This window comes from Aeromonas dhakensis, from assembly GCF_002285935.1.
GTDB classification, from domain to species: Bacteria; Pseudomonadota; Gammaproteobacteria; order Enterobacterales; family Aeromonadaceae; genus Aeromonas; species Aeromonas dhakensis.
Window position 1 is genome coordinate 4,436,675 of record NZ_CP023141.1, and the last position, 25,148, is coordinate 4,461,822.

General features: G+C 59.8%; 24 protein-coding genes, 1 tRNA gene and 1 pseudogene. 10 read left to right on the forward strand and 16 right to left on the reverse strand.

Features of this window, described 5'->3' with window-relative positions; genetic code table 11:
• Nucleotides 1-273: 273 nt before the first annotated feature.
• Nucleotides 274-582, reverse strand: coding sequence for a BolA family protein (locus CK627_RS20465; RefSeq protein WP_095593550.1), 309 nt, complete (start codon nt 580-582; stop codon nt 274-276).
• 192 nt (nt 583-774) lie between these two features.
• On the opposite strand from CK627_RS20465, the gene CK627_RS20470 reads away from it, so the two are divergent.
• From CK627_RS20470 to CK627_RS20495, 6 genes are all read left to right on the forward strand, one after another.
• Nucleotides 775-1,917, forward strand: a complete 1,143-nt coding sequence (locus CK627_RS20470; RefSeq protein WP_095593229.1) for a methyltransferase — start codon at nt 775-777, stop codon at nt 1,915-1,917.
• Nucleotides 1,918-1,946: 29 nt separating this feature from the next.
• Nucleotides 1,947-2,519 carry a YajG family lipoprotein gene (locus tag CK627_RS20475; RefSeq protein ID WP_010634807.1) on the forward strand — a complete coding sequence of 191 codons (573 nt, stop codon included), beginning with the start codon at nt 1,947-1,949 and terminating at the stop codon, nt 2,517-2,519.
• A 15-nt stretch (nt 2,520-2,534) separates the two neighbouring features.
• Nucleotides 2,535-3,086 (forward strand): peptidylprolyl isomerase, encoded by a 552-nt coding sequence (locus CK627_RS20480; RefSeq protein WP_043171097.1) that lies wholly within the window; start codon nt 2,535-2,537, stop codon nt 3,084-3,086.
• A gap of 116 nt (nt 3,087-3,202) precedes the next feature.
• A complete protein-coding gene (locus CK627_RS20485) occupies nt 3,203-3,532 on the forward strand; it encodes a hypothetical protein (protein WP_017764090.1) in 330 nt (109 codons plus the stop codon).
• A gap of 87 nt (nt 3,533-3,619) precedes the next feature.
• Nucleotides 3,620-4,999, forward strand: a complete 1,380-nt coding sequence (locus tag CK627_RS20490; RefSeq protein ID WP_095593230.1) for an AmpG family muropeptide MFS transporter — start codon at nt 3,620-3,622, stop codon at nt 4,997-4,999.
• Nucleotides 5,000-5,155: 156 nt separating this feature from the next.
• Nucleotides 5,156-5,962, forward strand: a complete 807-nt coding sequence (locus CK627_RS20495; RefSeq protein ID WP_095593231.1) for a nucleoside-specific channel-forming Tsx family protein — start codon at nt 5,156-5,158, stop codon at nt 5,960-5,962.
• Nucleotides 5,963-6,065: 103 nt separating this feature from the next.
• On the opposite strand, the gene CK627_RS20500 is transcribed toward CK627_RS20495, so the two are convergent.
• Nucleotides 6,066-6,548 carry a YajQ family cyclic di-GMP-binding protein gene (locus CK627_RS20500; protein ID WP_095593232.1) on the reverse strand — a complete coding sequence of 161 codons (483 nt, stop codon included), beginning with the start codon at nt 6,546-6,548 and terminating at the stop codon, nt 6,066-6,068.
• 357 nt (nt 6,549-6,905) lie between these two features.
• Here CK627_RS20500 and CK627_RS20505 point away from each other — a divergent pair, with 357 nt between their 5' ends.
• Nucleotides 6,906-7,853, forward strand: coding sequence for a ketopantoate reductase family protein (locus CK627_RS20505; protein WP_042009230.1), 948 nt, complete (start codon nt 6,906-6,908; stop codon nt 7,851-7,853).
• 32 nt (nt 7,854-7,885) lie between these two features.
• Nucleotides 7,886-8,464 (forward strand): DJ-1 family glyoxalase III, encoded by a 579-nt coding sequence (locus CK627_RS20510; RefSeq protein WP_095593233.1) that lies wholly within the window; start codon nt 7,886-7,888, stop codon nt 8,462-8,464.
• Between the two features lie 94 nt (nt 8,465-8,558).
• Here the strand turns inward: CK627_RS20510 and alsS are convergent, their stop codons facing one another.
• Both alsS and budA read right to left on the reverse strand, forming a co-directional pair.
• Nucleotides 8,559-10,229, reverse strand: coding sequence for an acetolactate synthase AlsS (gene alsS, locus CK627_RS20515; RefSeq protein WP_005303598.1), 1,671 nt, complete (start codon nt 10,227-10,229; stop codon nt 8,559-8,561).
• 27 nt (nt 10,230-10,256) lie between these two features.
• A complete protein-coding gene (gene budA, locus CK627_RS20520; RefSeq protein ID WP_017787776.1) occupies nt 10,257-11,036 on the reverse strand; it encodes an acetolactate decarboxylase in 780 nt (259 codons plus the stop codon).
• Between the two features lie 109 nt (nt 11,037-11,145).
• Between budA and CK627_RS20525 the strand changes: the two genes are divergently transcribed.
• Nucleotides 11,146-12,030: a LysR family transcriptional regulator gene (locus tag CK627_RS20525; protein WP_065018142.1), complete on the forward strand. Its 885-nt coding sequence runs from the start codon at nt 11,146-11,148 to the stop codon at nt 12,028-12,030.
• A gap of 128 nt (nt 12,031-12,158) precedes the next feature.
• Here CK627_RS20525 and CK627_RS20530 read toward each other — a convergent pair whose 3' ends face one another.
• From CK627_RS20530 to CK627_RS20575, 10 genes and pseudogenes are all read right to left on the reverse strand, one after another.
• Nucleotides 12,159-12,863, reverse strand: a complete 705-nt coding sequence (locus CK627_RS20530; protein ID WP_095593234.1) for a DUF2931 family protein — start codon at nt 12,861-12,863, stop codon at nt 12,159-12,161.
• A 187-nt stretch (nt 12,864-13,050) separates the two neighbouring features.
• Nucleotides 13,051-13,749: a DUF2931 family protein gene (locus CK627_RS20535; protein ID WP_095593235.1), complete on the reverse strand. Its 699-nt coding sequence runs from the start codon at nt 13,747-13,749 to the stop codon at nt 13,051-13,053.
• Nucleotides 13,749-15,701 carry a T6SS phospholipase effector Tle1-like catalytic domain-containing protein gene (locus CK627_RS20540; RefSeq protein ID WP_095593236.1) on the reverse strand — a complete coding sequence of 651 codons (1,953 nt, stop codon included), beginning with the start codon at nt 15,699-15,701 and terminating at the stop codon, nt 13,749-13,751. Before CK627_RS20540 ends, CK627_RS20535 begins: the two co-directional genes overlap by 1 nt.
• The gene (locus tag CK627_RS20545) at nt 15,701-16,501 is read right to left on the reverse strand and encodes a DUF4123 domain-containing protein (RefSeq protein ID WP_095593237.1); all 801 of its coding nucleotides are present in this window, start codon (nt 16,499-16,501) and stop codon (nt 15,701-15,703) included. The genes CK627_RS20540 and CK627_RS20545 overlap by 1 nt, the downstream gene beginning before the upstream one ends.
• Nucleotides 16,498-17,298: an ADP-ribosyltransferase gene (locus CK627_RS23115; RefSeq protein ID WP_367643839.1), complete on the reverse strand. Its 801-nt coding sequence runs from the start codon at nt 17,296-17,298 to the stop codon at nt 16,498-16,500. Before CK627_RS23115 ends, CK627_RS20545 begins: the two co-directional genes overlap by 4 nt.
• Before the next feature lie 72 nt (nt 17,299-17,370).
• Nucleotides 17,371-19,281: pseudogene (locus CK627_RS20550) on the reverse strand (type VI secretion system Vgr family protein); the annotation flags it as partial.
• 10 nt (nt 19,282-19,291) lie between these two features.
• Nucleotides 19,292-19,540, reverse strand: a complete 249-nt coding sequence (locus tag CK627_RS20555; protein ID WP_095593239.1) for a PAAR domain-containing protein — start codon at nt 19,538-19,540, stop codon at nt 19,292-19,294.
• A 186-nt stretch (nt 19,541-19,726) separates the two neighbouring features.
• Nucleotides 19,727-20,245, reverse strand: a complete 519-nt coding sequence (hcp1, locus tag CK627_RS20560) for a type VI secretion system effector Hcp1 (RefSeq protein WP_010634822.1) — start codon at nt 20,243-20,245, stop codon at nt 19,727-19,729.
• 230 nt (nt 20,246-20,475) lie between these two features.
• Nucleotides 20,476-21,246: a LuxR family transcriptional regulator gene (locus CK627_RS20565; RefSeq protein WP_043158778.1), complete on the reverse strand. Its 771-nt coding sequence runs from the start codon at nt 21,244-21,246 to the stop codon at nt 20,476-20,478.
• 564 nt (nt 21,247-21,810) lie between these two features.
• Nucleotides 21,811-21,898, reverse strand: a tRNA-Ser gene (locus CK627_RS20575).
• 198 nt (nt 21,899-22,096) lie between these two features.
• On the opposite strand from CK627_RS20575, the gene CK627_RS20585 reads away from it, so the two are divergent.
• Entirely contained in the window at nt 22,097-22,846 is a 750-nt protein-coding gene (locus CK627_RS20585; protein ID WP_005303647.1) for a DsbA family protein, read from the forward strand.
• 129 nt (nt 22,847-22,975) lie between these two features.
• On the opposite strand, the gene galE is transcribed toward CK627_RS20585, so the two are convergent.
• Nucleotides 22,976-24,001 (reverse strand): UDP-glucose 4-epimerase GalE, encoded by a 1,026-nt coding sequence (galE, locus tag CK627_RS20590; protein WP_095593241.1) that lies wholly within the window; start codon nt 23,999-24,001, stop codon nt 22,976-22,978.
• 83 nt (nt 24,002-24,084) lie between these two features.
• The gene (locus CK627_RS20595; protein ID WP_095593242.1) at nt 24,085-25,092 is read right to left on the reverse strand and encodes an FAD-binding oxidoreductase; all 1,008 of its coding nucleotides are present in this window, start codon (nt 25,090-25,092) and stop codon (nt 24,085-24,087) included.
• Between the last annotated feature and the right edge of the window lie 56 nt (nt 25,093-25,148).

Sequence of the window (25,148 nt, forward strand, 5' to 3'; positions counted from 1 at the left end):
GTTTCCTGCCATGCAAAATGGGGAAAATCCCCGCTCTATCACAAAATCATCGCAATTTAATCGCGTCGCTTTTTCTCGTGAAACCTCAGGCGCGGCCTCGAGTTAGCCACCATTACCTCAAAATAGGTAATAAATTTTATGTTCGAAAAAGGATTAGAAATCTTGATGGCGCGGTGGGAGGGCGACGTTCCCCTCATGAGTACGAAACGTCGCCGAAACAGGTTTTGAAATTGTTAACTGGTCGAAGATTGAGTAATCAATTCGTCAATAGTCTTAAGAGAGTCCGTTTTTGCTGAAGCAGCTGGGGGTGCTCGGTGCCTGCTCCCGTTGTTGCCACTCCTGCTCGGTATAGGTATGCAGCGCCAATGCATGAATGGCCCCCGCCAGCTCGTCGGCCAGCACCGCATTGACCTGACGATGGCGCCCCAGCAGGCGCTGCCCTTCAAACGCCTGGCTCACCACCACCACCTTGAAGTGGCTCTCCGAGCCCGGCGCCACCCTGTGCATGTAGCTCTCGTTGATCACTTCCAGGTGGCTGGGGGACAAGGCGGCGGCCAGCTTGGCCTCGATCTGTTGTTGCATGGTCACGAGCAAAACTCCCAAAATGGATGTCCGGCCATTGTAGCCAGGGTTGGCCGGATGACGAAATCGGGCGGTGCGGGAAAATCCCGCTTGCAGCCCTGCCGGGCTGGTGAAATTCTCCGCCCCCGCTAGAATAGCGCCACTTTGCGCCCCCCCGGGGCCCGTTACGTGACTCAGCTGGACAATTCGCCTATGCAAACCCTTCTCGACACGGCCCACTGTCGCCTGACCCTGTATCGCTATCCACGTCAGCAGCAGGATCCCTTGCAGGCCTGGGATGCCGCCGACGAGTATCTGATCAACACCCTGGCCGAGGAGCCCCTCGAGCAGGATGGCCCCGTCATCATCATGAACGACGGCTTCGGCGCGCTGGCCGCCTGTCTGCACCCTCATGCCCCTGTCTGCGTCACCGACTCCCACATCAGCGAGCGGGCTACCCTGGCCAACCTGGCAGAGAACGGCCTGGATCCAGCGGCCATCCGCCTGCAGGATGCGCTGGCGCCCCTGCCCGATGCCCCTGCACTGGTGGTGATCAAGGTCTCCAAGTATCAGGCGCTGCTGGAGCAGCAACTGCTGGCCCTGCGCGGGGTCGTTACCCCTGCCACCCGCGTCATCGCCGCCGGCAAGGCCAAGGACATCCACACCTCCACCCTGGCGCTGTTTGAGAAATACCTGGGGCCGACCCGCACCTCGCTGGCCTGGAAGAAGGCGCGCCTCATTCACTGCACTCCGGCCGCTGCGCCCGCCGAGCGTCCCGCGCTGGCCAACCCCTTCCCCACGGTCTGGCCGCTGGAGGGCACCGACATGCTCATCCACAACCACGCCAACGTGTTCTCGCGCACCAGCCTGGATATCGGCGCCCGCTTCATGCTGGACAATCTGCCCATCCACAGTGCCCGCAAGGTAATTGATCTGGGCTGCGGCAACGGCGTGCTGGGGCTCTCCCTGCTGGCACGCGACAGCGAGGTGGAGGTCACCTTCGTCGACGAGTCCCGCATGGCGGTCGCCTCGGCCCGGCTCAACGTCGAGCACAATCTGCCGGCGGCCCTGCCCCGCGCCCACTTTATGGTCAACAACTGTCTCGACGGCGTGCCTGCCGGTTCGGCGGATCGGATCCTCTGCAACCCGCCGTTCCATCAGTTGCAGGCCATCACAGACCACATCGCCTGGCAGATGTTCAGCGACGCCCACCGGGTGTTGCCCAAAGGGGGGGAACTCTGGATAGTGGGCAACCGCCATCTGGACTATCACAACAAGCTCAAGCGCCTGTTCGCCAACGCACAAGTCGTTGCGTCGAACAGCAAATTCGTTATTTTGAAAGCCATCAAACGTTAAACGCCATCAAACGCGAAAGGAAACCCATGATGAAAAAGTCACTCTTGCTGCTGGCCGCCCTGATGCTGGGTGGTTGTGCGACTCACTGGCCGGAGAGCGCCCTGCTCAATCCGCAGGTGATCCCCTCCAACCAGCAATACTACTCGGGCAACCGCATCACCCTAGAAGGGGTGGACAAGCGTGAAGCCGCCTACGTCTTCTCCATCAAGAAAAAAGAGAAGGCCGCGGTACTGGTCAACAGCAGCCAGCCCCTCAACAGCCTGCTGGCGGAGAAGCTCGCCGAAGGGCTGCGCAGCCAGGGCCTGGAAGTAGGCAACAGCGGCACCACCAACCTGACCCTGGCCATCTCCACTGCCGCGGTCACGGTAGAAGAGAAGACCTTCACCTATGTCACCAAGTCCCGCGTCAGCCTGCAGGTGATCGCCGACTTCCAGGGCAGCAAGCTGACCAAACAGTTCAACATGTCCTCCAGCAAGGAAGGCCCGGGCGAGCCGAGCATGGCCGAACTGGAGTCCACCCTGAACCAGCAGCTGGGCAGCGTACTGCAGCAGATCATGGCTGACACCGCCCTGCGCGGTTATCTCAAGGGTCAGCCGAGCTGAGCAAGGAGCGAATAAATGAAAAAACTCTGGTTACTGGCCATGCTGATCGCCCCGCTGGCGTTCGCCGGCCCCAAGGTCAGGATGGAGACCAACCACGGCAACATAGTGGTGGAGCTGGCCTCCAAGCAGGCGCCGCAGACGGTGAAGAACTTCCTGCGCTACGTGGCCGATGGCAGCTATGACGGCAGCATCTTCCACCGGGTGATCCAGGACTTCGTGGTGCAGGGGGGCGGCTACAACCAGCAGTTCCAGCAACTGCCCACCTTCGACCCTGTGGTCAACGAGTCCAAGGGCGGCCTGCCCAACAAGCGCGGCAGCATCGCCATGGCCCGCACCCAGGCGGTTGACAGCGCCACTCGCCAGTTCTACTTCAACCTGGTCGACAACAACAACCTCAACGCCAATGCCGGCGCCGGTTACACCGTGTTCGGCCAGGTGGTGCAGGGCATGGAGGTGCTGGACAAGCTGGCCCAGGTGCAGACCGGTTACAGCCCCATCCTGCGTGCCAACGACGTGCCCACCAGCCCCATCATCCTGAAGAAGGTGATCCTGCTGGCGGACAAATAACGCGGAGCGGATCACAATCCGCCATCCCCGCAGTCCGGGTCGCCGGCGCCCCTTTCTATACTCTGGCCTTGCCCCGATATGCGGGGCCAGGCCCACGAGAGGAGAAGGAGGTTCCGGTGACTTGCAACGACTACATCGCCCAGCACGCCATCCCGCTGGCCCAGACGGTTCGTCACTTTCTGGCACGAGAGATCCCTTATCAGCAGCTGGAAGATCTGAGCTGGCAGCTGTTGTCCCACTGGCAGGATCTGCCCCATGTCCCCGCCGACAAGACCCCGGCCTCCGAGCAGGAGGGGGTGTTCTGGCACCTGCTGCACAGCCTGCATCAGTGGGATGAACAGCAGATCATCGCCGACGTCTGGCTGCGTCTGCAGCTGATGGAGTGCGCCAATTTCCTGACCACGGACGGGCCGCTGCCGCGCCACTGCATCGGCCTGCGCCCCTGAATATAGTGCCCTCCCCTGCCCGGCTTGCCTTGGCTATCCAACCCGAACCTGACAAAATGGCGCAATTTTCCCAGAGGAGTCAGGTATTTGAACACTGTCCGTACACCGAGCTGGCGAGACTCGCTCGCCGTCTACCTTGAGACTCGGGTTCTCATCCTGTTTGCCATGGGGTTCTCTTCCGGCCTGCCGCTGCTGCTGGTGTTTGGCACCCTCTCGTTCTGGCTGCGCGAAGCGGATGTCAGCCTGACCGACATCGGCTACATGAGCTGGGTAGCACTGGCCTACGGTTTCAAGTGGTTGTGGTCACCGCTGGTGGATCGGCTGCCGCTGACACTGCTCTCCCGCTGGCTGGGCCGGCGCCGCAGCTGGATGCTCTTCTCCCAGCTGCTGATCGCCGCCTCGCTGGTGGGCATGGCCTTCTGCGATCCCAAGACCCAGCTCGCCCAGCTGGCCCTGTTTGCTCTGCTGGTGGCCTTCGCCTCCGCCACCCAGGACATCGTCATCGATGCCTATCGCATCGAGTCGGCCCCCGAGCGGCTGCAGGCGGCCATGGCGGCCTCCTACATGACTGGTTACCGGCTGGCGATGATCATGGCCGGTGCCGGTGCACTGGCGCTGGCCGCCTGGCTCGGCAGCAACGACGGCTACGACTATCGCGGCTGGCAGCTCACCTATCTGCTGATGGCGGGGCTGATGTCCCTCGGCGTCATCACCACCCTGTTCTGCCACGAACCCGTCATCGATCTCGCCGCCCAGAATGAGCAACAGGCGACCCGCAAGACCCTGCTGCTCGCCCGTGGCTGGCCGGCTGGGCTGGCCGGTCTCGGCGCCTGGAGCTACGAGGCCATCTGGTGCCCGTTTGCCGATTTCTTTCGCCGTTACGGCGGCTCCGCCCTGCTGATCCTCGGGCTCATCGCCTGCTATCGCATCTCGGACGTGGTGATGGGGGTGATGTCCAACAGCTTCTATGTGGACATGCAGTTCAGCAAGACCGAGGTGGCCACCATCACCAAGGTGTACGGGGTTATCATGACGCTGGTGGGGGCCGCCCTCGGCGGCGTGCTGGTGATGCGTTTTGGCACCCTGCGCATTCTGTTCCTCGGCGCCCTGCTCACCGCCAGCACCAATCTGCTGTTTGCTCTGCTCAATGAAGTGGGCCACAACCTCGAGCTGCTGACCCTGATCATCTCGCTGGACAACCTCAGCGCCGGCATCGCCACGGCTGCCTTCGTCACCTATCTGTCGAGCCTGACCAACGTGGCCTTCTCCGCCACCCAGTACGCCCTGTTCAGCTCTGTGATGCTGCTGCTGCCCAAGCTGCTGGCGGGCTTTTCCGGCCGCTTCGTCGAGCAGTTCGGCTACAGCAGCTTCTTCATCAGTACCAGCCTGCTTGGCATTCCCGTGCTGATCCTGATCGTGTTGGTTGCCAAACGAGGAAGTGCCTTGTTACCGCAATCGGACAAATAGCAAGCGTTTGCGTAAAATTGGGGGTGATTAGATTCACACTTCCGAATAAAGTTCCCTGGTGCTGGTTTATCCGGTGAATTTATTTGGCTAGAATCCCTTCCGCTCCTTGTGGGCAGGCTACGGAAAACCTCAACTAACGCACAAGAGACCAATAAAATGGCCAAATTTACCAAGACTCTGATCGGTGCCGGTCTGCTGGCTGCCGCCGCTACCCCGGCTTTCGCTGCTGACTACAGCGGTGACATCCACAAGAATGACTACAAGTGGATGCAGTTCAACGTCATGCACACCATCGACCAGATGCCCTACTCTGAGTCCGAGGGTGGCTACAACGATACCTACTTCGAAATGGAGTTTGGTGGCCGTTCCGGTATCTTCGATCTGTACGGTTACGTCGACGTATTCGACATCTTCCAGAACCGTCACGACGACAAGCACAACCAAGACAACCTGTTCATCAAATTTGCCCCGCGTATCTCCATCGATGCCATGACCGGCAAAGATCTCTCCTTCGGTCCGGTGCAAGAAGTCTACATCGCCAACCTGGTCAACGTAGGTGGTCCTGATGGTCTGTTCGAAGCCATGACCGGTCTGGGTGCAGACGTCATGGTGCCCTGGTTCGGCAAAATGGGCATGAACCTGTATGCCCGTCACGTCAACGAAGGCGGTGGCGAGCAGGGCTGGAACGGCTATCAGTTCTCCATGAACTGGTTCAAGCCTTTCTACACCTTCTCCAACGGCAGCTTCGTAGCCTATCAGGGTTACCTGGATCACCTGTTTGATGCCAAGGACAGCTCCACCGACGGTACCGCCATGTTCAACGGTCTGTACTGGCACTCCGACCGCTACGCCGTCGGTTACGGTCTGAAGTACTTCAACGATATCTATGGTATCCAGAACGGTACCTACGGCCTGAAAACCACCGGTTTCGGCCACTACTTCTCCGTTACCTACAAGTTCTAATCGAACAGGTATCAGGGATACAAAAAACCGGAGCAGCTGCTCCGGTTTTTTTATGGCTCGATGGCTGCTAATAAGGGAGAGCCACGCCCTCCCCGGCCATCCATCAGTCGCGGAAATTCTGGAACTGCATCGGCTGGCCCAGCTCGGCACCACGCACCAGGGCCATCACTTCCTGCAGATCGTCGCGCTTCTTGCCGGTGACCCGCACCTCGTCGCCCTGAATGGCGGCCTGCACCTTGATCTTGGAATCCTTGATCAGCTTCACCAGCTTCTTGGCGACTTCCTTGTCGATCCCCTGCTTGAACTTCACGGTCAGGTGGAAGCGCTTGCCGGAGTGAACGCTGTCACCCACGTCCATTGAGCTGTTCTCGATGTTGCGCTTGAGCAGGGCACCGCGCAGGATCTCGACCATCTGCTTGAGCTGGAAATCGGCATCGGCCTCCAGTTTGACCTCTTCCTTGTTCAACTCGAAGCTGGCTTCAACACCACGAAAATCGAAACGGGTCGCCAGTTCACGATTGGCGTTGTCGACGGCGTTCAACACCTCGTTCATTTTGACTTCAGAGACAATATCGAATGACGGCATAGTGGGCTCCTCATGTTGCGCTATAGGGGGGCAAATCTACCAGAATTACGGCAAATTTGCTGATTTCGATGGGACTGCTCTGCTAGAATCCCCTGCGCACAGGAATGGCGAGACCCGTTAGAACCTGTTCAGTATCTGTCGCGAGAGGTCGTCCGCAAGGTAAATCGCTGCGCAGGAGCCCGCTTGTATCTGAATACATGGGCTTCCGGCTTCACATGCGCAAGCCTCGTATAAGCCTTGATCACGACCTCGCAGCAAGATCATGAACCCGTTCCAGGTGTCCGCCAGGCGACATCTTCACTTATCCCCGGCAGGTGGTTGACTGGAATGCAGCCCCTACCTTGATTGAGTCTCTCCATGCCAAGCGGATCACGCGATTACAACCTGACACACAGTCGACACACCCCCTCCCCCCAATGGACCCTGCTGGGCTGCGGCGCCCTGGGCGGTGTGTTTGCCTCCCTGTTGACTCAAAGCGGCCAGTCCACCCGCGTCTTGCTGCGCGAGCGCCACCGCGCCACCCTGCACCCCGGCATCGACTTCACCTCGCTGGAGGGCAACACCCAGCTCATCAACATCGAGCGCGGCTTCGTCGACCAGCCGGGTCAGATCCAGCGGTTGCTGGTGATGACCAAGGCCGGTCAGGTCATCGAGGCGCTGACCCCGCTGGTGGGCCAGCTGGCGACCGACGTGCCCATCGTGCTGCTGCACAACGGCATGGGGATCGCCGAGCAGGTGGTCGCGCTGTTCCCCCACAATCCGGTCATCGCCGGCGTCACCAGCCACGGCGCCATGCAGAGCGGCCACTTCGTGTTCCGCCACACCGGCAAGGGCGAAACCTGGCTCGGCCCGGTCAACGAGGCGGCCAGAGCCCATGCCGCCCTGGCGGACGAGCTGGCGGCCGCCCTCGGCCAGGCCGGCTGGGATGAGCAGATCCAGGCGCGCCAGTGGCAGAAGCTGGCGGTCAACTGCGCCATCAACCCGCTCACCGCGCTCTACAAGCTCAAGAATGGCGAGCTGGCCGGTCCGCGCTTTGCCGATGCCCTGCAGCAGATCTGCGTGGAAGTGGCGGACGTGATGCAGGCCGAAGGCCAGCCCACCGGCAGCGACGAGCTGCTGCGCCGGGTCATGACGGTGGTGGAGCTCACCGCCGACAATTACTCTTCCATGTATCAGGACATGGAGCAGGGGCGCGAGACCGAGATTGAGGCCATCACCGGCTTCCTGCTGGCCCGGGCCGCCTGCCACGGCATTGCGGTACCGGTCAATCAGGGTCTCTATCAGGCCATCAAAGAGAAGCAGTGAGCCCGAGGGCTCGCCAACGCAAGGAGCAAAGGATGAGCGTACTGGTACTGGTGGCCCCCGGGTCGGAAGAGATCGAGACGGTCGCCATCGTCGATACCCTGGTGCGCGGGGCTATAGAGGTGGTGCTCGCCTCCTGCTGCCCCGCCGGGCAGCGCCAGATCCGCGCCTCCCGCGGGGTACAACTGGTGGCGGATTGCCACCTCGACGAGCTGGCGGCTCAGGAGTTCGAGGCCATTGTGGTGCCAGGTGGCCTGCCCGGCAGCGAAGTTATCCGCGATACGCCGCGCGCCATCGCCCTGCTCAAGGCGCAGGCGGCAGCGCAGCGCTGGCGGGCAGCCATCTGCGCCGCCCCCGCCGTGGTGCTGCAACACCATGCTCTGCTGGGGGATGCCAGTGCCACCTGCCATCCCGGTTTTCAGGCCCGCCTGCCCGCGGCGCAGCTCAGTACGGCGCGGGTGGTAACCGATGAGGCTCATCACCTCATCACCAGCCAGGGGCCGGGCACCGCCATCGAGTTCGCCCTCGAGCTGGTGCGGGTGCTGCGCGGTGACGAGGCTGCCCACGCGGTGGCCGGCCCCATGGTACTGCCCCCTCGCTCATGCCCAGAGTAAATCACCTTCATAGTGACAGAGCGCCCCTTGCCGATTGGCAAGGGGCGCTCTGCTTTGAGGCGAACTGCAAGCAGTCTGCCGGTTAAGCTCCGACTTAACTGAGCATTTCGGGCCTGAGCTGCTCCATCAGCAGGTGGTTGTCGCTGTAATCCACCGGGATGGCCACCACCGCCGGCCCGCTCACCGCCATAGCGGCGCGCAGGGTCGCTCGCAGATCCTCGGCGCAGGTGACGGCAAACCCGGCCGCCCCGAACGACTCGGCATAGGCCTTGAAGTTGATGGGGCCAAAACTCACCCCTGAGCTGCGGCTGTACTTTTTCTCCTCCTGCATCGCCACCATGTTGTAGCCGTTATCGACCCAGATGATGTGCACTATGTTGGACTTGAGCCGCACCGCCGTCTCCAGCTCCATGCTCGACTGCATGAAGCTGCCATCGCCAGACACCGAGATGATCTTCTCCCCCGGGCGCACCATGGCGGCCCCGATGGCCCAGGGCAGCGCCACCCCCATGGTCTGCTGACCGTTGGAGATGAGCACCTGGCGGGCCCGGAAGCTGTAGAGGTAGCGGGCAATCCAGATGTGGAAGCTGCCCATGTCCACGCACAATGTCATGTCCTGCCCGATGATGTCCTGCAGCTCCTTGACGATGCGCAGCGGATGGATGGGGGTGCCCCCCAGCCGGCCGGCATGTTCGGCGAGTTGATGGCGCTGGGCGCGGATCTCGCCGAGCAGGGCAGTAATGGCCGGATCTCGCGCCAGCGGCTGATGCAGCATCCGGGTCAGCCGTGCCAGGTTGGCGCTGATGGAGCCCACCAGCTCCACCGCCGGGCAGTAGCTGCTGTCGATCTCCGCCGGCAGCGCATCGATGTGCAGCAACTGGCGCTCGCCGGTGCCGTTCCACAACACGGGATCGTATTCGATGGGGCTGTAGCCGATGCAGATCACCAGATCCGCATCCTGCAGCAGCTTGTCCCCCGGCTGGTTGTTGAACAGCCCCACCCGTCCGGCGAAGTCATCGAAATGGTGGGTATCCACCACCCCGGCCGCCTGATAGGTGCCGGTCACCGGCAACCGGCTCTTGTCGAGGAAGGCGCGCACCGCGAGGGAGTTCTCCGGCCGGCTGGCCAGCAGGCCGAGCAATACCACCGGCTTGCGAGCCCGCGCCAGCAGGCTCAGCGCCCGATCGATACCGCTCTCGTCGGCCGCTCCCGGCTCCGGGATGGCGCTCGGCACCAGAATGGCGCCGTCGGCCGGCTCGTTGATGATGTCCATCGGCAGGCTGACGAAGGCCGCCCCGGGCCGCCCCAGCTCGGCGCTGCGAAAGGCGTTGGCCATCACTTCGGAGAGGGCGGAGCCGGTGCCCACCTGAGCGCTGAACTTGGTGACCGGCCGGCACAGGCTGACGGTATCCAGGCTCTGGTGGGTCAGCTTGAGGCCGTCGGCCCGCCGCACGGCACCGCCCAGCGCCACCATGGCATCCCCTTCCGAGGTGGCGGTGGCAAGCCCCGTGATGAGGTTGGCGCAACCCGGCCCCGAGGTCACCAGCGCCACCCCCGCCTTACCGGTCAGCCGGCCGACCGCGGCGGCCATGAAGGCGGCATTCGCTTCGTGACGCACCACTATGGTCTCGATGGGGGAGTCCTCCAGCGCATCGAATACCCTGTCGATCTTGGCCCCGGGAATGCCGAATACCTGCTTGACCCCTTGCGCCTCCAGATGGCGCACCACCAGTTCGGCCCCACAGGCCCAGTGTTGATTTTCCATGATATCACTCCTTGTTAAGCGAAGGGCTCAGCCTTCGGCGGCGCGGATGGCGCGATCCAGATCGGCGGGATTGAGGTCTGCCTGTTGAAAGGCAGGATTGCGAGGCAGCTCGATATTGAGATGTTGCACCACCGACAGTTGCAGCTGGCCGTGGCCCATGGCGTAGTCGAGGATGTGGCCGCCACCCCGGCGATCCTCGGTGATGAAGTGCTCGTGATAGCCGGCCACGTTGATCCCCTGCACGAAGGGCGGACAACGAAAGCCGACCAGGGTGCCGCGCCGCTGGCTGAACGAGAACAGCGGCTGGGCCTCGATGGCCTCCAGCATGGGCTTGTAGGGGGGACTCTGACAGGGGACGGTGCGCACCTGCGCCTGCTCGAACAGGCCGTCGAGTCGAAAGGCGACGAAGACGTTGTCGGTGCCCACCAACCGATCCACCCACTGGTGGATCTCCTCGCGGCTCAGGGGGTGATCGAAGCGGCGCTGCAGGCAGGGGCGAAAGTGGGTCATCACCGCAAACGGGGTCTTCTGCTCGGCTCGGGCCGGGCGGGCCGAGCCGTCAGCCTTGAGCTGGTGGATCTGGCGCTCGAAGGCAATCAGCTCGCCGTCGAGCCGGTTGAAGGTCCCGAGGCCGAAGTCACCGTGGCGCAGCAGGTCGGCCATGGTGGTCTCCCCCTCGTAAACCCCCGCCAGCAGGGCGCTCATCAGGGAGCTCTGGTAGACCTCACCGCCTCCCTGGCGAGCCTGCCAGCGGGCAAACTGCTGGCTTATCTCGATGGCGCAGTCGCATGATGAATTGGTTTCCATTTGGATTTCACCTCCAATCCTGTTAGGTTGGCAAATCAGGATTCAATAGTGACCAAGATCACAATTTGATACCAATATCCAAACCCATCAGCTTCGAGACGTACCAGATATGGAATTCCGTTACCTGCGCTACCTGGTGGCCGTGGCAGACAAACAGAGCTTCACCCGCGCCGCCGAGGCGCTGGGCATGGCCCAGCCGCCGCTCAGCCAGCAGATCCGCAAATTCGAACAGGAGGTGGGCACGCCGCTGTTTCACCGGCTGACCCGCAGTGTGGAGCTGACCGAGGCGGGGCTGAGCCTCTATCAGGATGCCAAGGGGATACTGGCGCAGACCGAGCAGGCCATGCAGAAGGCCAGACGCATTGCTCGCGGCCAGCTGGGTTCGCTGCGCCTCGGCTTTGCCGGTTCCACCGTGCTGCACCCGAGCGTGTTGCAACTCATCCACGACTTTCGCCAGGCCTGGCCGGAGGTCAGCCTGCACCCCATCGAGAACAGCATGCCCAACCTGGTGCGCGACCTGGTGAGCGAGGAGCTGGATGCCGCCATCCTGCGCCTGCCCTGCAGCAGCAGCTCGGCGCTGGCCCACCACCTGATCGACGAGGAGGAGATGCTGATCGCCCTCCCCCTGCACCATCCGCTGGCCGGCAGTGGCGCCATCCCCATCGAGGCGCTGGCACAGGATCCCTTCATCCTGTTCCCCCGCGAGCTCGGACCCGGGCTGCACGACGCCATCACCCAGCGCTGCCAGCGGGCCGGCTTCAGCCCCCGCCTCGGCAGCCAGAGCCCGCAGGTGATCTCTACCGTCGGCATGGTGCAGGCCGGCTTCGGGGTCGCCATCATCCCGCGCTCGGTCAGCGAGCTGCACCCCCACGGCGTCAGCTATCACCCCATCGCCGCCGAACCGCTCACCACCCGCATCAGCCTCGCCACCCGCCGCCATCCCCGTCAAAAAAGCCTGCAGCATCTGATTGGGCTGATCCCCGGCCACCATTGAAAGACAAACAAAAACCCCCATCGGCATAAGCTGATGGGGGCATTAGGGCTGTATTGCACTGTGTAAAAATATTGGCCCACTGAGTAATTCAACTCACCTTTATCGCTGGCCAAGATGAAACAGAATCGTTATTCAGCCACAGGATTCACATCGGTGACGGGTTGGGCTGCACGGTAGGCATCCATGATGGGAGCCCAATCCATTCCATTAGGAACTGGATATTGCTTGAATAGCTCACCATATTTCTTGTCGAAATCATCCATACCATATTGGCGTGCTATCGGTACTTTCTGGTCATACCAATCATCGGTCACAACTTCGGCAATACCACGGGCGAGCAGTAGATCAGGGCTGAGTTGTAATCCCCCCCCCCCGGTTAACATGACTTCGAAATAACCACCAGGAGCCAAACCAAAATAGAGGCGATTTCGTCTATCGTAACGTCCTTCGACTAAATACACCTGACGCATTTTTTGCTCTAGATCGGTAGGTAAATCCACCTTGATGCGGTAGCGCTTGCGATCATGGAAGGAAACCAACTCAATCACAGCTTTATCGGGGATGGAAACGCCATCGGTAGGCAGGCCTCCACCGCCCGCCCAATAATAACGCTGTCCCTTGATTCTGTCGGTAAATAAACCTCCAGCCCCGCCTCCAGCCAAGCTGTCGGCATAAACCAGTTTCCCTCCAAGATAGAACTCCGTCTTGGTGTTCTTAGTAAGGTCTATATTGCTGCCCGAACCATAACGCCAAGCAAATTTAGGCAAAGGTTGTGGCGCCGCATTGGTCATCAATGACAGGCAGAACCACAACAATACAACGATATATTTCATCTTTTTGTTGGTACTTCCTGCTCTAGATGGAAGAGACTCATGCTCTCGAGCACCTTCATATTGTCAATATATCGGCGGCGCATGTCTTGGCGAAGCGCTTCAATCTCCTCTGGCGTGAGCTGTCGCGGGAAGATATCTGGTGATGTTGGCTTGGTACCCTTAGCCGGCACTTTCAACCTCCATGGTATTACCTTACTGGGTCGGTATCCGTCTTGGGTTGAGCGGTACGATAGGCATCCATGATAGGTGCCCAGTCCATACCACTGGGGGTAGGATACTGTTGATAGGCATCACCGTATGCTTTATCAAAATCGTCAAACCACTCTTTGTATACTTTGGTGACAGGATTTTCCTTGTCTTGCGAGGTTTGAATTTCGTTAGCAATCCCCCTGGCCAGCAAGATATCAGGCTTCACTTTGGCGTTGGTTAAAAACGCCTCCACATAACCACCGGTGGCCATACCTAAGCCAATGTTATCTCGGCGTACTTCACGCGACTCATCCCTCACTTTGATGCGATAAGGTTGCGCAATCATGCGTTCCAGCTCTGCTGGCAAGGCCAGGCTAATGCGATAGCGCTTTTTATCGTGGAATGAAATCCACTCCACTTCTACCCGATCGGGGGCGGGGTGAATATCTCGGCGACCGGCAGTTATCAACCAGCGATAGTCCCTTGCACGAAGTGATTCTGCATCAACGCGACTCGACGATCCGTTGGTTGAGGCATCTACCAATTGTCCCTGACGATAAAAAAGCACCTCCGTCACCCATATTTCATCAGCATTGGATCCTACCATATGGCGCCAGTCCAGTTGTTTGGGGCCTGTGGGAGCTGCTTGACAGGCTGCGACTAATGGCAACAGCAGCAATAAGTGTATCCAGCGCATTAATAACCTCCCTTATCATTGCCAGTCAGCTTACGGATTTCTTTGTCACCAACCCTGTTGGGTGTGTTTACCAGTCCAGTGTCAGCGCTGTAGTGCAAATAACTTAGCCGCAACTTTTGGTACAGCTCGCCAGGTAAACTACGAGCCAAGTTGATCACCTCTCCGCGCCGTTTGGCCACATCAACCCATAGCTCATCGAGTTTGGCCAAGTTCACTGTGGGATACGAAAGTGCGCTATCCAAACGGTAGGCATTGTCACCTTGTGATATCCACGTCTTAAAAGGCACACCTGCATCCCGCGCCGCTTCTACCATCATGTGCAGCGGTATACGTGAATATTCCCCCTCCACCACCCGGTGCAGCACCACATCGACGCAGATGTTCCTATGGCCCCCTGATTGACTGCCCGTGATCGGCCCCAGTGGCCTAGGACGCACATTCAAATAGCCAAGTTGAGTTGTATCACGATGGCTAGCTAGGGACACAACGCCTTTGCCCCAGCCTTGTCCAGCCCGCATTTTGGCATAGGCAAGGGCATCTCGATATGATTGGGCATCGGTTGGATTGACGTATGGCATCGCATCGGAATTGAAAGTTGCGATCACACACTTTTCTGTAATTAACGGGGATACCGCATTAGGATCACGCAGGCTCCAGCGGCTGTAATAGCCTCCACCAATATCGGAGTGAGCGCCAGGAATAATGACCTCGGTAAAACCGTCCGCAATCGCGGTGCCTGCTGCATCGTCAGTGATACGGGTCAAGTCAAAGTGATAACGCCACTCATCAGCCGCCACGATATGCACCACCCGCTCGGCACAGTCAGGGGCCAGCGTCACATTACGTTTACCCCACAGATAGGAACTGACCACGGTATCAAACAACCCGACAAACTGAATACGCACATCATCGCGACTGGCCCAGTCAAAGCCCGCCTTCAAGGGAATATCGGGGTCAGCAGCCATGGCCTCCACCAGTGGGTGGTCCCCTTTCTTATCGATACGGTTTACAAACTGGCGAGCGGCAGAGGCGCCCCGGCTAAAGCCAAACACATCGAACTCGACCTTATGAATGCACTCAATAGTGGGCAATATGCTTTCAAGTTGTTCTTTTATCTCCGCAACAATCTGAGTACGACAAGCCTGTTCGACACGTGAGGCGCTGGAGGTATTACCTTTATCCGCACCAAGACCCAAGCTGGTATCATCCTCACCTTGGGTCGTGCCTATCCCCTCAACATAAACCTTCACGATAGGAGAGCGTTTGCTTGGGGGAAGATACAAGTCATGAGCTTTGCCAACATTGGTGACGTCGTTTTTCTCGCTGTTATTCAAGCCATCAGGTAACGCCCCTTCAAAACACTGTTCCAGCAATACTTGTTGCTCTTCCGGGCTGCATTGCGCCAAGGCTGTCTCCAATGCACTTTTCCCTTCCCTGTGCTTGAAGGTGTTGTTGGCCGTGCCATCAAAGAACACACCGATACGCAGGATATTCAGCCGATACCCCTTCACCTCAATCACGTAGGAGTGCTTGGTGATAAAGCGCGGCGGTTGAGCCTGCCCAGCTTTGTGCCCTTTCGGCAGTGGCTGCTCTGGCCCAGTGAGGCAGAGGTCACCGGTGGTCACCTTGATATGCTCTCGTTTGACGTCGCAGTGCCCGAATAACTTGTCTGTATAGGCGGGTACCTGTGTAGTCTCACCCTCCTTGAGGGCCTCACGGGACTGCGCCACCTTGAGCCAGGCTGGCGTCTCGATTTTTACTGTCACCGGGCCAACTGCAAACCCTCGCACCAGGGTGGGTCCATCCTTCAGGGTGACTGTCTCTGACTTGCCGGTTTCGTCAGTCAAAGTGGCCTTGAGCCCCTTGAACGAACGGTTGTGCTCATCGCGAATGTCTACCTCTACCCAGTTATCATAACGTTCGCAAGGGATACAGTGGGGATCTGCCGCCATCAGGATACTCCTGTCAATTCGTGATGTTTGTTCAGCCAGTTGGCTACCTGAACCAGTTCATCGTCGGTCAGCATCAAAGGCCCCTGTATCTCTTCAAGAGCCAGATTGGCCTGCAAGGCCAAGGCGCCAGCCACCACACCATCGAGCACATCCTCTTGCAGCCCATCCTGATTGGCCAGTTTGAGTGTGGGTAAAATGGTCCCGGCCGGGTCAGGATGGCGCTCCATCATAGCCGTCATGGTCTGCCATAACCGCCGCCGCAAGATGTAGGCATGACGGTTCTCGTCGTAGAGCCCAGCCAGATGATGAGGCCGGATATGAAACCAGGGAGTTTGCAATGCGGGTTGGAACCGGGCATGAGGCGTGCGAGAGAAGGCTTTGCCATGGATCCAGAGCCCGGAACAGGGCCCCAGCACACTATCGCGTTCATCAGGGGTCATGGCGCTGAGCATGGGCAGGAAAATGCGTGGGTCAGAGAAACGAAACCAGACTGCTTCTCCCTCGCGTATCGCTTCTATCAGACTCTGCCAATGGCGGCGGATCAGCTCCACTGATTGGTCGCTGATCAGGTAGAAGCCGCTCAGAGCGGGATTGGCCATCATGAACTCAGTGGAAGGGGCAGGCAGCAACCAAGGCCCCAACGCAGAGTGCTCATCGAAAGCGGTACCGGCAAAAAGTGGATTGGCATTCTCTCCATCATAGGTATAGAAATCCGCCACGGCTGACTCTGCCTGGGCTCCATCGATGACGGCATACCTCTCACCCGCTTGCTCGCCAGCGAGCCAATCAAATAACGTCATAATACGGAAACCTCAATCAGTCGCTTGATCCTGCTGCGGTTATCCGATGCATTGTCAGAGGTTGGGATCGTATTGAGCAAGGTATCGAAATCACCGCTCGTGGAGGAAACTACTCGATCGACCCTTAGCCTGGTCTGCGTCGGAAACAGCATCTCAGCTTCGCCCTTGAAGTGCGCAGCGTCTCCCAGCAGACGGCCACCATGACCGGCAGGCAAGCGGATCTTCAACAAGGTATCGTTGACCCAGGCCTTGTCCGGTGAGGTACTCATGAATCCTGGCTCAACAACGATATTGCCCACCCCGGTGAACTGCTCTTTCAGGACTGCAAGCTCCGGCTTGTCCAGCGCCAGCCCCCGGTAGACGAAAGACAACTCAGGTGAGGCCGGCAATTTGGCCAGACCAGCCTCCACATCGGCAACATAGGCCTTCATTGCCTTATCAAATTCACCCGTAGATGTCGGCTCATCATTCAAATAGCTGCGACTAAGCAGGGTATCGATGGCCTCTCGCTGCTTGTAGGGGCGATCACGCAAATAGTTATTGAGCAATGTATACCCCTGCGCCGAATAGTATCTGAGTGCTTCATCCGCTTTGGATATCTCTACCGTCGCCCACTTCTTTGCCGGCTTTTTGCCTTCCCCTTTGACCGCAACAGGTGGCGGCGGCGGTGGCACCATTGGGCCTCCGGCAAGCTGGGGTGGAGCGGGCGGTGGAGCCGGTGGCCCCCCGGCAGGCGGAGGGGGCACAGGTGGCGGGGCTGCTGGACAAGGCTTGGCCAGCGGCGCCATGGACTCCATGCTCTTGTGGATGGCCGGGGATGGTAACGTTGCTGGTGGTGGTGTTGGCACCTCGACATTACCTGGTAGAACGGGAGCCTTGCCACCCCAGCCGGAACCAGACCCCGGGCTGCCGCCCGAGTTCATCTTGATGGAGCCACCAGAGAGGGTGACACCGCTCGGGTCGATTTTGACAAAACTCCCCCCCACCTTGAGGGTCAGCTCGGCACCCGCCTCCATCACTATCTTCATGCCCGCCTTGTGATGCACCTCGCTCCCCGCCTCCACCAGCAGAGACTGTCCCAGCTTCTGGTGCAGGCTGGCATCCACCGTCAGCGAGTAGTCAGCCTTCACTTGGTCGCGCTTCTCGCCCTCCACCGTCAGGTGGTCGTTGGCCTTGATGCGGGTCACCCGCTCGTTGTCGATATCGCGGTGCTCGTCGTGTTTGATGTGCCAGGCCGCATCGTTCTCTATCAGCACGTTCAGATCTTTCTGACCGTGGATATACATCTCTTCCTGCCCCGCCTGGTCTTCAAAGCGCAGCTCGTTGAAGCCCTCCCCCTGATGGGTCTCGGTGCGCAGCACGGTGCGGGTCTTGTTGGCAGGCAGCTCATACGGCGGGCGGTTGGTGGCGTGATAGGTGCGACCAGTCACGATGGGCTGATCCGGGTCCCCTTCCAGGAAACTCACGATAACCTCGTGGCCGATACGGGGTATCGCCATCATGCCGTACTGGCCGCCGGCCCAGCCTTGCGAGACCCGCACCCAGCAGGAGCTCTGGTCGTTGGAGCTGCCATATCTATCCCACGGGAATTGCAGCTTCACCCGGCCGTGCTCGTCGCAGTAAATCTCCTCCCCTTCCGGACCCACCACCATGGCGATTTGCGGGCCATCCACCATCGGCTTGTGGGGTGCCTCGGGGCTGCCGATGCGTGCCCGCCAGGTGGTGCTGGCTTTCACCACCCCAAATTCGTTGTGATAGACGGTGGGGCCGCTGCCCCCCTCCTCTTCCAGCGCCTGCGGCTGCAAGCCGGTGTGCTGGATGCGCACGATTTGCCAGTCAGTGTTGAGACTGCCGTTGGGATGTTCGGTGAGTGAAAACGTCTGGCCCGGCAGCAAGGCGGCGCAGTTGGATTTGCCACTGCCCGCCACCGCATCGTTGCGCAGGGCATCGAGCCGGTGCTGGGCAAAGGCCTTGCCGCTGCCATCCTGCTTGTAGCGACCCGGATAGTCGAAGTGCTGGTAGGTGTCGCGCTGGTGTTCGAGCTCTGCGCCCTGCTTCTTGTGGGAGAGACCGTAGGCCGGGGTCTTGAAGCTGTAGTCTTTGAGCTCCACATCCGAGGGGCGCACCGCCTCCCGGTAGTGGAACTGACGGACATAAGGCCCTTGCTCGAGCGAGCGGTTGCCGAGGTTGAAGAACAGCCCTGGGCCGGCGGTCAGAGCCGCCGCATCGTCGGCAAACACGATGCGGTGCTTGCCCGCTTCAAACTCGTGGAAGTAGAACATCCCCTCTTCGGCAGCGAGGCGGTTCACGAAATCGAGATCGCTCTCCCGATACTGAACGCAGTATTCCCGCTTGGCGTGCTCGTTTTTCAGGGCAAAGGCATAGTCGGTGATGCCGTGCTCTTGCAACAGGATAGAGAGGATTTCATCGGGCTTCTGCGCCTGAAAAATGCGGGAGTTCTGGCGAAGTGACAGCCGCCACAGCGCCGGCTGCACCATGAGCTGATAGCAGGTACGGCGAAAGCCGCTGTCCCCTTGCGCAAAGTCACTGACCACCCCGCACACCCGCCGCTGCAGCTCGCCGTTGTACCACACCAGCAGCTCGCACGGCTGGTCCAGCACGGTGCCAAAGTCGATGTCGGGCTGGCTGCTTGCCAGCTCAAGGCGCAGGTTGAACGGCCGGTTGAGCGCTTCATCCAGCGCAAACTCGGCCACCACGAAGGTGCTCTCGGGCAGGGCCCCCACCTTGACGGTAAATTGTAATCCTGTGCTGTCTGCCATGAAGCGCTCCTTAACCTGCCTGTCCGCTGCCCGAGCCAATCACCACGCTGCCGCAGCCGACGGCGGTGCCGGTCACTGCGATGGGTTGGCCGCCACACCGTAAAGTACGCAGGCGACCAGAGATGCTGCGCGGATGGAGGGCATTGTCCGATTTATCGTACGGGGCCAGCGGCTTGCCATCGATTCTGGCAACTGTCGATGGGGGAATCCCATCCTGATCGGTGAGCATGTCACCGGACGATGCAATGGTGGAACACATGACGACTGGCCTCTGTTGTGCTTTGCAATAAGGTCGGCTCGCAGCCATATGGCAAAACACAAAAGCTCCGACCGCATCCAGCTGAACGGGCCGGAGAAAGCTTGCACTGGCCTGACGACAGCTGACACTGCCATCACCAGGCCATGGGGTGCACTACAAGGAATAACGGCAATAAGAGATCGAGAATTAGGCCTCGATCGGTGCGCGCCAGTCATCCGCACCGGAAGTACCGGCAACGGTGTGCTCCCAGTCAATCTTGCGATAGGCCAGAGAGACCTGGATCAGCTGGGTGAAGTCAGACTTTGCTGGATCCTGGCAGTGCGGCATCTGGCAGTCGATGTCGACGATGGTGGCATCGGTCAGCACGGTAGAGAAGAAGTGCTCCTGCTTGCCCTCGACGGAGGTGCGGTACCACTTCAGGGTCACTTTCGGCAGCATCTCGCCGGAAGCCAGGGAGTTATACATCAGCGGTACGGCTTTGTTCAGGGCCACGGTGAACTTGAACGGCTTGTGGACACGCTGACCAGCAGGCTGACCGGATTGCGGATCGGTCGGTACGGTCACGACGTGTTGGAACTCTTGTACCAGCATCTCGTCTTCGTGGCCCTGCACGAAGATGTTGCCGACGGAATCGGAAGTGAAGGCACCGGCGGTGATATTGCCCTGGGTTTTACCTTCGATGCTGATATAACATGGAGTTGGCATGAGTTTGCTCCTGATTGGTTGAACGGTAATGACACTCGACCGAACCAGTTAGCAGCGACCATGCCACTCTTTTTTATTCATATTTTTCAAAGCATTAACTAACAATCAAGCAAGCTGGTCTGATGCGTGGCGCAAAAAGTTGCAACCATCAGGTTATTGCACCATAAATTCTTGCACATGCAGTGGAACATCTTGCCATCTACGCAACAAGTTGCTTGCCACAAACAGAATCACTGCTCCTCATCCACATTGGCCACCAGCGCCATCTCCACGTTCAACCTGACCATCCCCTGTTTCAATGCCCATGAGATGGCCTGGCTCTTGCTGCTCGCCCCCAGCTTGTTGACCACATTGTTCAGATGAAACGTCACGGTACGGGGCGTGATCCCGAGGATCTGGGCAATATCGCTCACCTGCTTGCCCTCCGCCGCCCAGCGACACACCTCCAGCTCCCGCAAACTCAACGCATCGTGCGGTGACTGCCCCGCCAGACAGACCCGGGCCACCGCCTCAAAGATATGCATGGAGAGCCAGCTGATAAAGGGCACCGCAGAGAGCCATTGCTGGCTGGTACGAGGCGTACTGGTAATAAAGGAGAGCAGGCCGACATGGCCGTTGGCACCGTGCCAGGGCAGGGTGATACCGTCGCGAATGCCGTACTCGCTGGCCAGCTGCATCACCTCCCGGCCCTGCTCATCACAACGCGCCTCATCGTTCACCACATCGGCCCATAGAATGGGCGTGCTTCTGGTCATGGCGCACTTGACGATGGGGTCGATGGCAAAGAAGCCGCTGCCGGTGTAGGTATCCACCCAAGCCTGTGGGCAACCGTTGAAGATGATGACGTCCGGACGCTGGATGGTGCTGGGAAAGATCAGGGCAAGGCGAAAATAGTCGAATCCCATGCGGCCGCTCAGTTCGCGCAGCAGGGTCACGATGGCGCGCTCGTCAGCGGCCGTCTCGAACTGACCGATGAGCTCCAGCGCGTGCAGGGTATTCATTTCCGGGGTATGAGGATCATGCACAAGATAAGGTGGCCAAACATGGAAACATGCTGAATGTTAACAAGCGTCGATAGATGACACACCCCGGCACACAGGAAAATCAGAACTGCCCCACACTTTATGCTATCGAACCGTAATTTTTGTAATGAAATGCTACAGAAGAACAAGATTGTTCCACCAGCGACCAGTCATGACTCCTACGGATGTTAATCATTGCAACATTCGTCATGGCTGACCTCTCACCGGCGGACCAACAGTCCTCTACGCTTCCTGCATCAAGCTGCAGAAGGAGTCCAAGTTGTGGCGGATGAGCCAGCGAGACGGGATCCCCACCGAACTGTGCGAATATCAGGGCCAACGGAGACGATCAAGACGCTGGTTGCCCGGTGATAGTCTCGCAATGAACGCGAGCAAACAGGCAGGAAAATCGCAAGCGTCAGCCTTGGCCAACTGCCTGAAAAACGTGGATAAAGATGGCTTGCCCAGTCAGAGGCAGAATGACAGCGGGGATTTGAATAGCAAAAAGGCCATCCTTTCGGGTGGCCTTTTTAGCTCAATAAATGGCGGAGGAGGTGGGATTTGAACCCACGGATGGTCGCCCATCGCCGGTTTTCAAGACCGGTGCATTCAGCCGCTCTGCCACCCCTCCGCGACAGTGCGGCGAATATTACCCATGGCGATCGCCCTTGTAAATCCCCTCGCAGCTCGTTTGCCGATTTATTGGGCTAAATGACGCACAAAGCCGCCAATTTGAGCATAACCAGCGCTTTTTCAACCAGATAACTTGACTTGAAAACAGACTCACCCACTATAGTCAGCATCACGAAATCCCCAGCAAGATGGACTTATGAAAATCAAACATGCCCTGCTTTGCGCCCTGACGGGTGCCACCCTGCTTGCGGCGCCGGTTCAGGCGAGCGAACTGACCAAGAGCGACGTGGAACAGATAGTGCGCGACTATCTGGTCAAGAACCCGGAGATCCTGGTCGAGATGTCAAACGCCCTGCGCGCCAAGCAGGAGAGCCAGCAGGCCGAGAGCGACAAGACCTTGATCAAGGCACATGCCAAGCAGCTCTATAGCAACCAGGACCCGGAAACCGGCAACCCCAAGGGCAGCCTGACCGTGGTCGAATTCTTCGACTACAACTGCGGCTACTGCAAACGCGCCCACCCGCTGATCAAGCAGCTGCTGGCGGAAGACAAGGACATTCGCTACATCTACAAGCAGTTCCCGATCCTGAGCGAGACCTCCTACTTCGCCGCCCGCGCCGCCCTGGCGGTACAGCTGGGTCAGCCCGACAAGTACCAGGCCTTCCACGAGAAGCTGTACGCCCATCAGGGCCCGCTGGCCGACGAGGCACAGGTGAAGCAGCTGGCAGAAGCAGCCGGCGTCAATTGGAGCAAGGTTGAAGCCAAGATCAAGGATGGCAGCATCGATCAGAATCTCGGCACCAACCGGGCGCTGGCCGAAGCCATGAGCATCTCGGGCACCCCGGCCTTCATCATCGGCGATCAGATCCTGCGCGGCGCACCGCGTGATCTCGCCAGCCTGAAAGGCTTCATCAAGGATGTGCGCGCCGGCAAGAGCATTCAGTAATCCCGTTCCGGCACATAAAAAACGCCCCGGCATGCCGGGGCGTTTTGCTATTCATGCTGCAAACCATCAGGCCTGATGAGCCGTCGCGAGAGGCTGTCAGCAAGGCGAAAAGCAGCGCATGACCCTTGATCACGGCTTCGCAGCAGGGCCATAACCGTTCGGGTTCTGGCTTTGCCAGCGCCAGGTATCGATCATCATCCGCTCCAGACCGCGCTCGGCCTGCCAGCCCAGCTCGGCACGAGCCTTGTGCGGCTCGGCCCAGCACTCGGCGATGTCGCCGGGGCGACGGGGCTTGATCTGGTAGGGAATGGTACGGCCGCTGGCCGCTTCAAATGCCTTGATCATCTCCAGCACCGAATAGCCCTGACCGGTCCCCAGGTTGTAGGTGAAGACCCCGGTATCCGATGCGATGCGCGCCAGCGCTTTCAGGTGACCGATGGCGAGATCCACCACGTGGATGTAATCGCGCACCCCGGTACCATCCGGCGTCGGGTAGTCGTTGCCAAACACCCCCAGCTCCTTGAGCTTGCCCACGCCGACCTGACTGATATAGGGCAGCAGGTTGTTGGGAATGCCGTTGGGATCTTCGCCAATCAGGCCGCTCTCGTGGGCACCGACCGGGTTGAAGTAGCGCAGCAGCACGATGGCCCAGCGGGGATCGGATTTGGCGAGATCGCGCAGTATCTCTTCGACCATCAGCTTGGAGCGGCCATAAGGGTTGGTGGCGCTGGTGGGGAAATCTTCCCGCAGCGGTACCGAGGCCGGATCGCCGTAAACGGTGGCCGAGGAGCTGAATACCAGCCGGAACACCCCGGCCCTGGCCATCTCTTCGCACAGCACCAGGGTGCCGGCGATGTTGTTCTGATAGTAGGTGAGCGGGATCTGGCCAGACTCGCCAACCGCCTTGAGCCCGGCGAAATGGATCACCGACTCGATCTGGTGATCGGCAAACAGCTGCTGCAGGCAAGTCCGATCCAGCACATCCCCTTCGACGAAGATGACCGGCTTGCCGGTGATCCGCTCGACCCGCTTGAGCGACTCGGGGGAGGAGTTGGAGAGGTTGTCCAGCACCACGACCTGTTGCCCAGCGTTCAATAACTCAACCAGGGTGTGGGAGCCGATATAGCCGGCGCCCCCTGTGACCAGAATTGTCATTTTTTATCCCGCGTTCTGTTGAAACTGGGGGGAGTTTACCCGCCCAATCTCAGCAGGAAAAGCATGAGATACCAATGAAGCCATCAATAGTCAATGCTGACATCCCCACTGGCGGTGCAGGAGCAGGCCAATGCCACCCCACTCTCCAGATCCTGCGGGCTGAGAGCCATCACGCTCTGGCGTTCGATCTCGCCTTCCGTGGTACAGCGACAAGCCCCGCACACCCCGGCACGGCAGGCCGCCATCATGGTCTCCCCCGCCCCCTCCAGCGCCGCCAGCAGGGTCTGGCCCGGCAGTATCTTCACCTTCTTGCCGCTCTTTTTCAGGGTCAGCCAGAAGTGGTCGCTGCCGGTTTCCACTGGCGCCGCGCTCGATGTACCAGCGGGCAGACCGAAGGACTCCTGGTGGAGCTGCTCAGTCGGCAGCCCGAGCGCTGCCAGCATGGCGCTGACCGCTGCCATGTAAGGGGCCGGGCCGCAGAGATAGACATGACGGCTCAAAAGATCCGGTGCCAATTCCTTGAGCATCTCCGGCGTGAGCCTGCCAACCCAGGGGTGCCCGGCCGGCGCCTCTTCCAATATCAGGGCATGACGGACGCCGGCATGGGCCTCGGCCAGCGCGGCTAGGTCATTTGCGAAGATCACGTCCTCGGGGGATCTGGCGCTGTGGATAAAGCGGATATCCGCATCCGGCCGCTTGGCCAGCTCGTCGCGCAGCATGGCCCACATGGGGGTGATGCCGGAGCCGGCGCTCAGCAGCAGCGGCCGCTCGCAGGGCAAGGCAGTCAGGTTGAAGTCGCCGAACGGGCCATCCACCCGGATCTCGTCCCCCACCTGCAGGGTCTGGTGCAGATGGTGGGAGACCAGCCCGACATCCTTGATGGTGACCTGCCAGAAAGGGTCCTGCGGGCTGGAGGAGAGGGTATAGGCACGGCAGTGGGGCTGGCCGTCAATCTCGGTGTGTAGGGTCACGCACTGGCCGGCCAGCACGGCGGGCAGGCTGCCCGTCTGCGGCACGAACTGCCAGCTCGCCACGTCGTGGGTATCCGCCCGGCGGCCGATGCACCTGAGGGTGAGGGAGGTGGAGGTCATCGCAAGGCTCCTCTTGTTGAAAATGTTGGAAAGGGGTCGCTAAAAAAAGGCGAGCC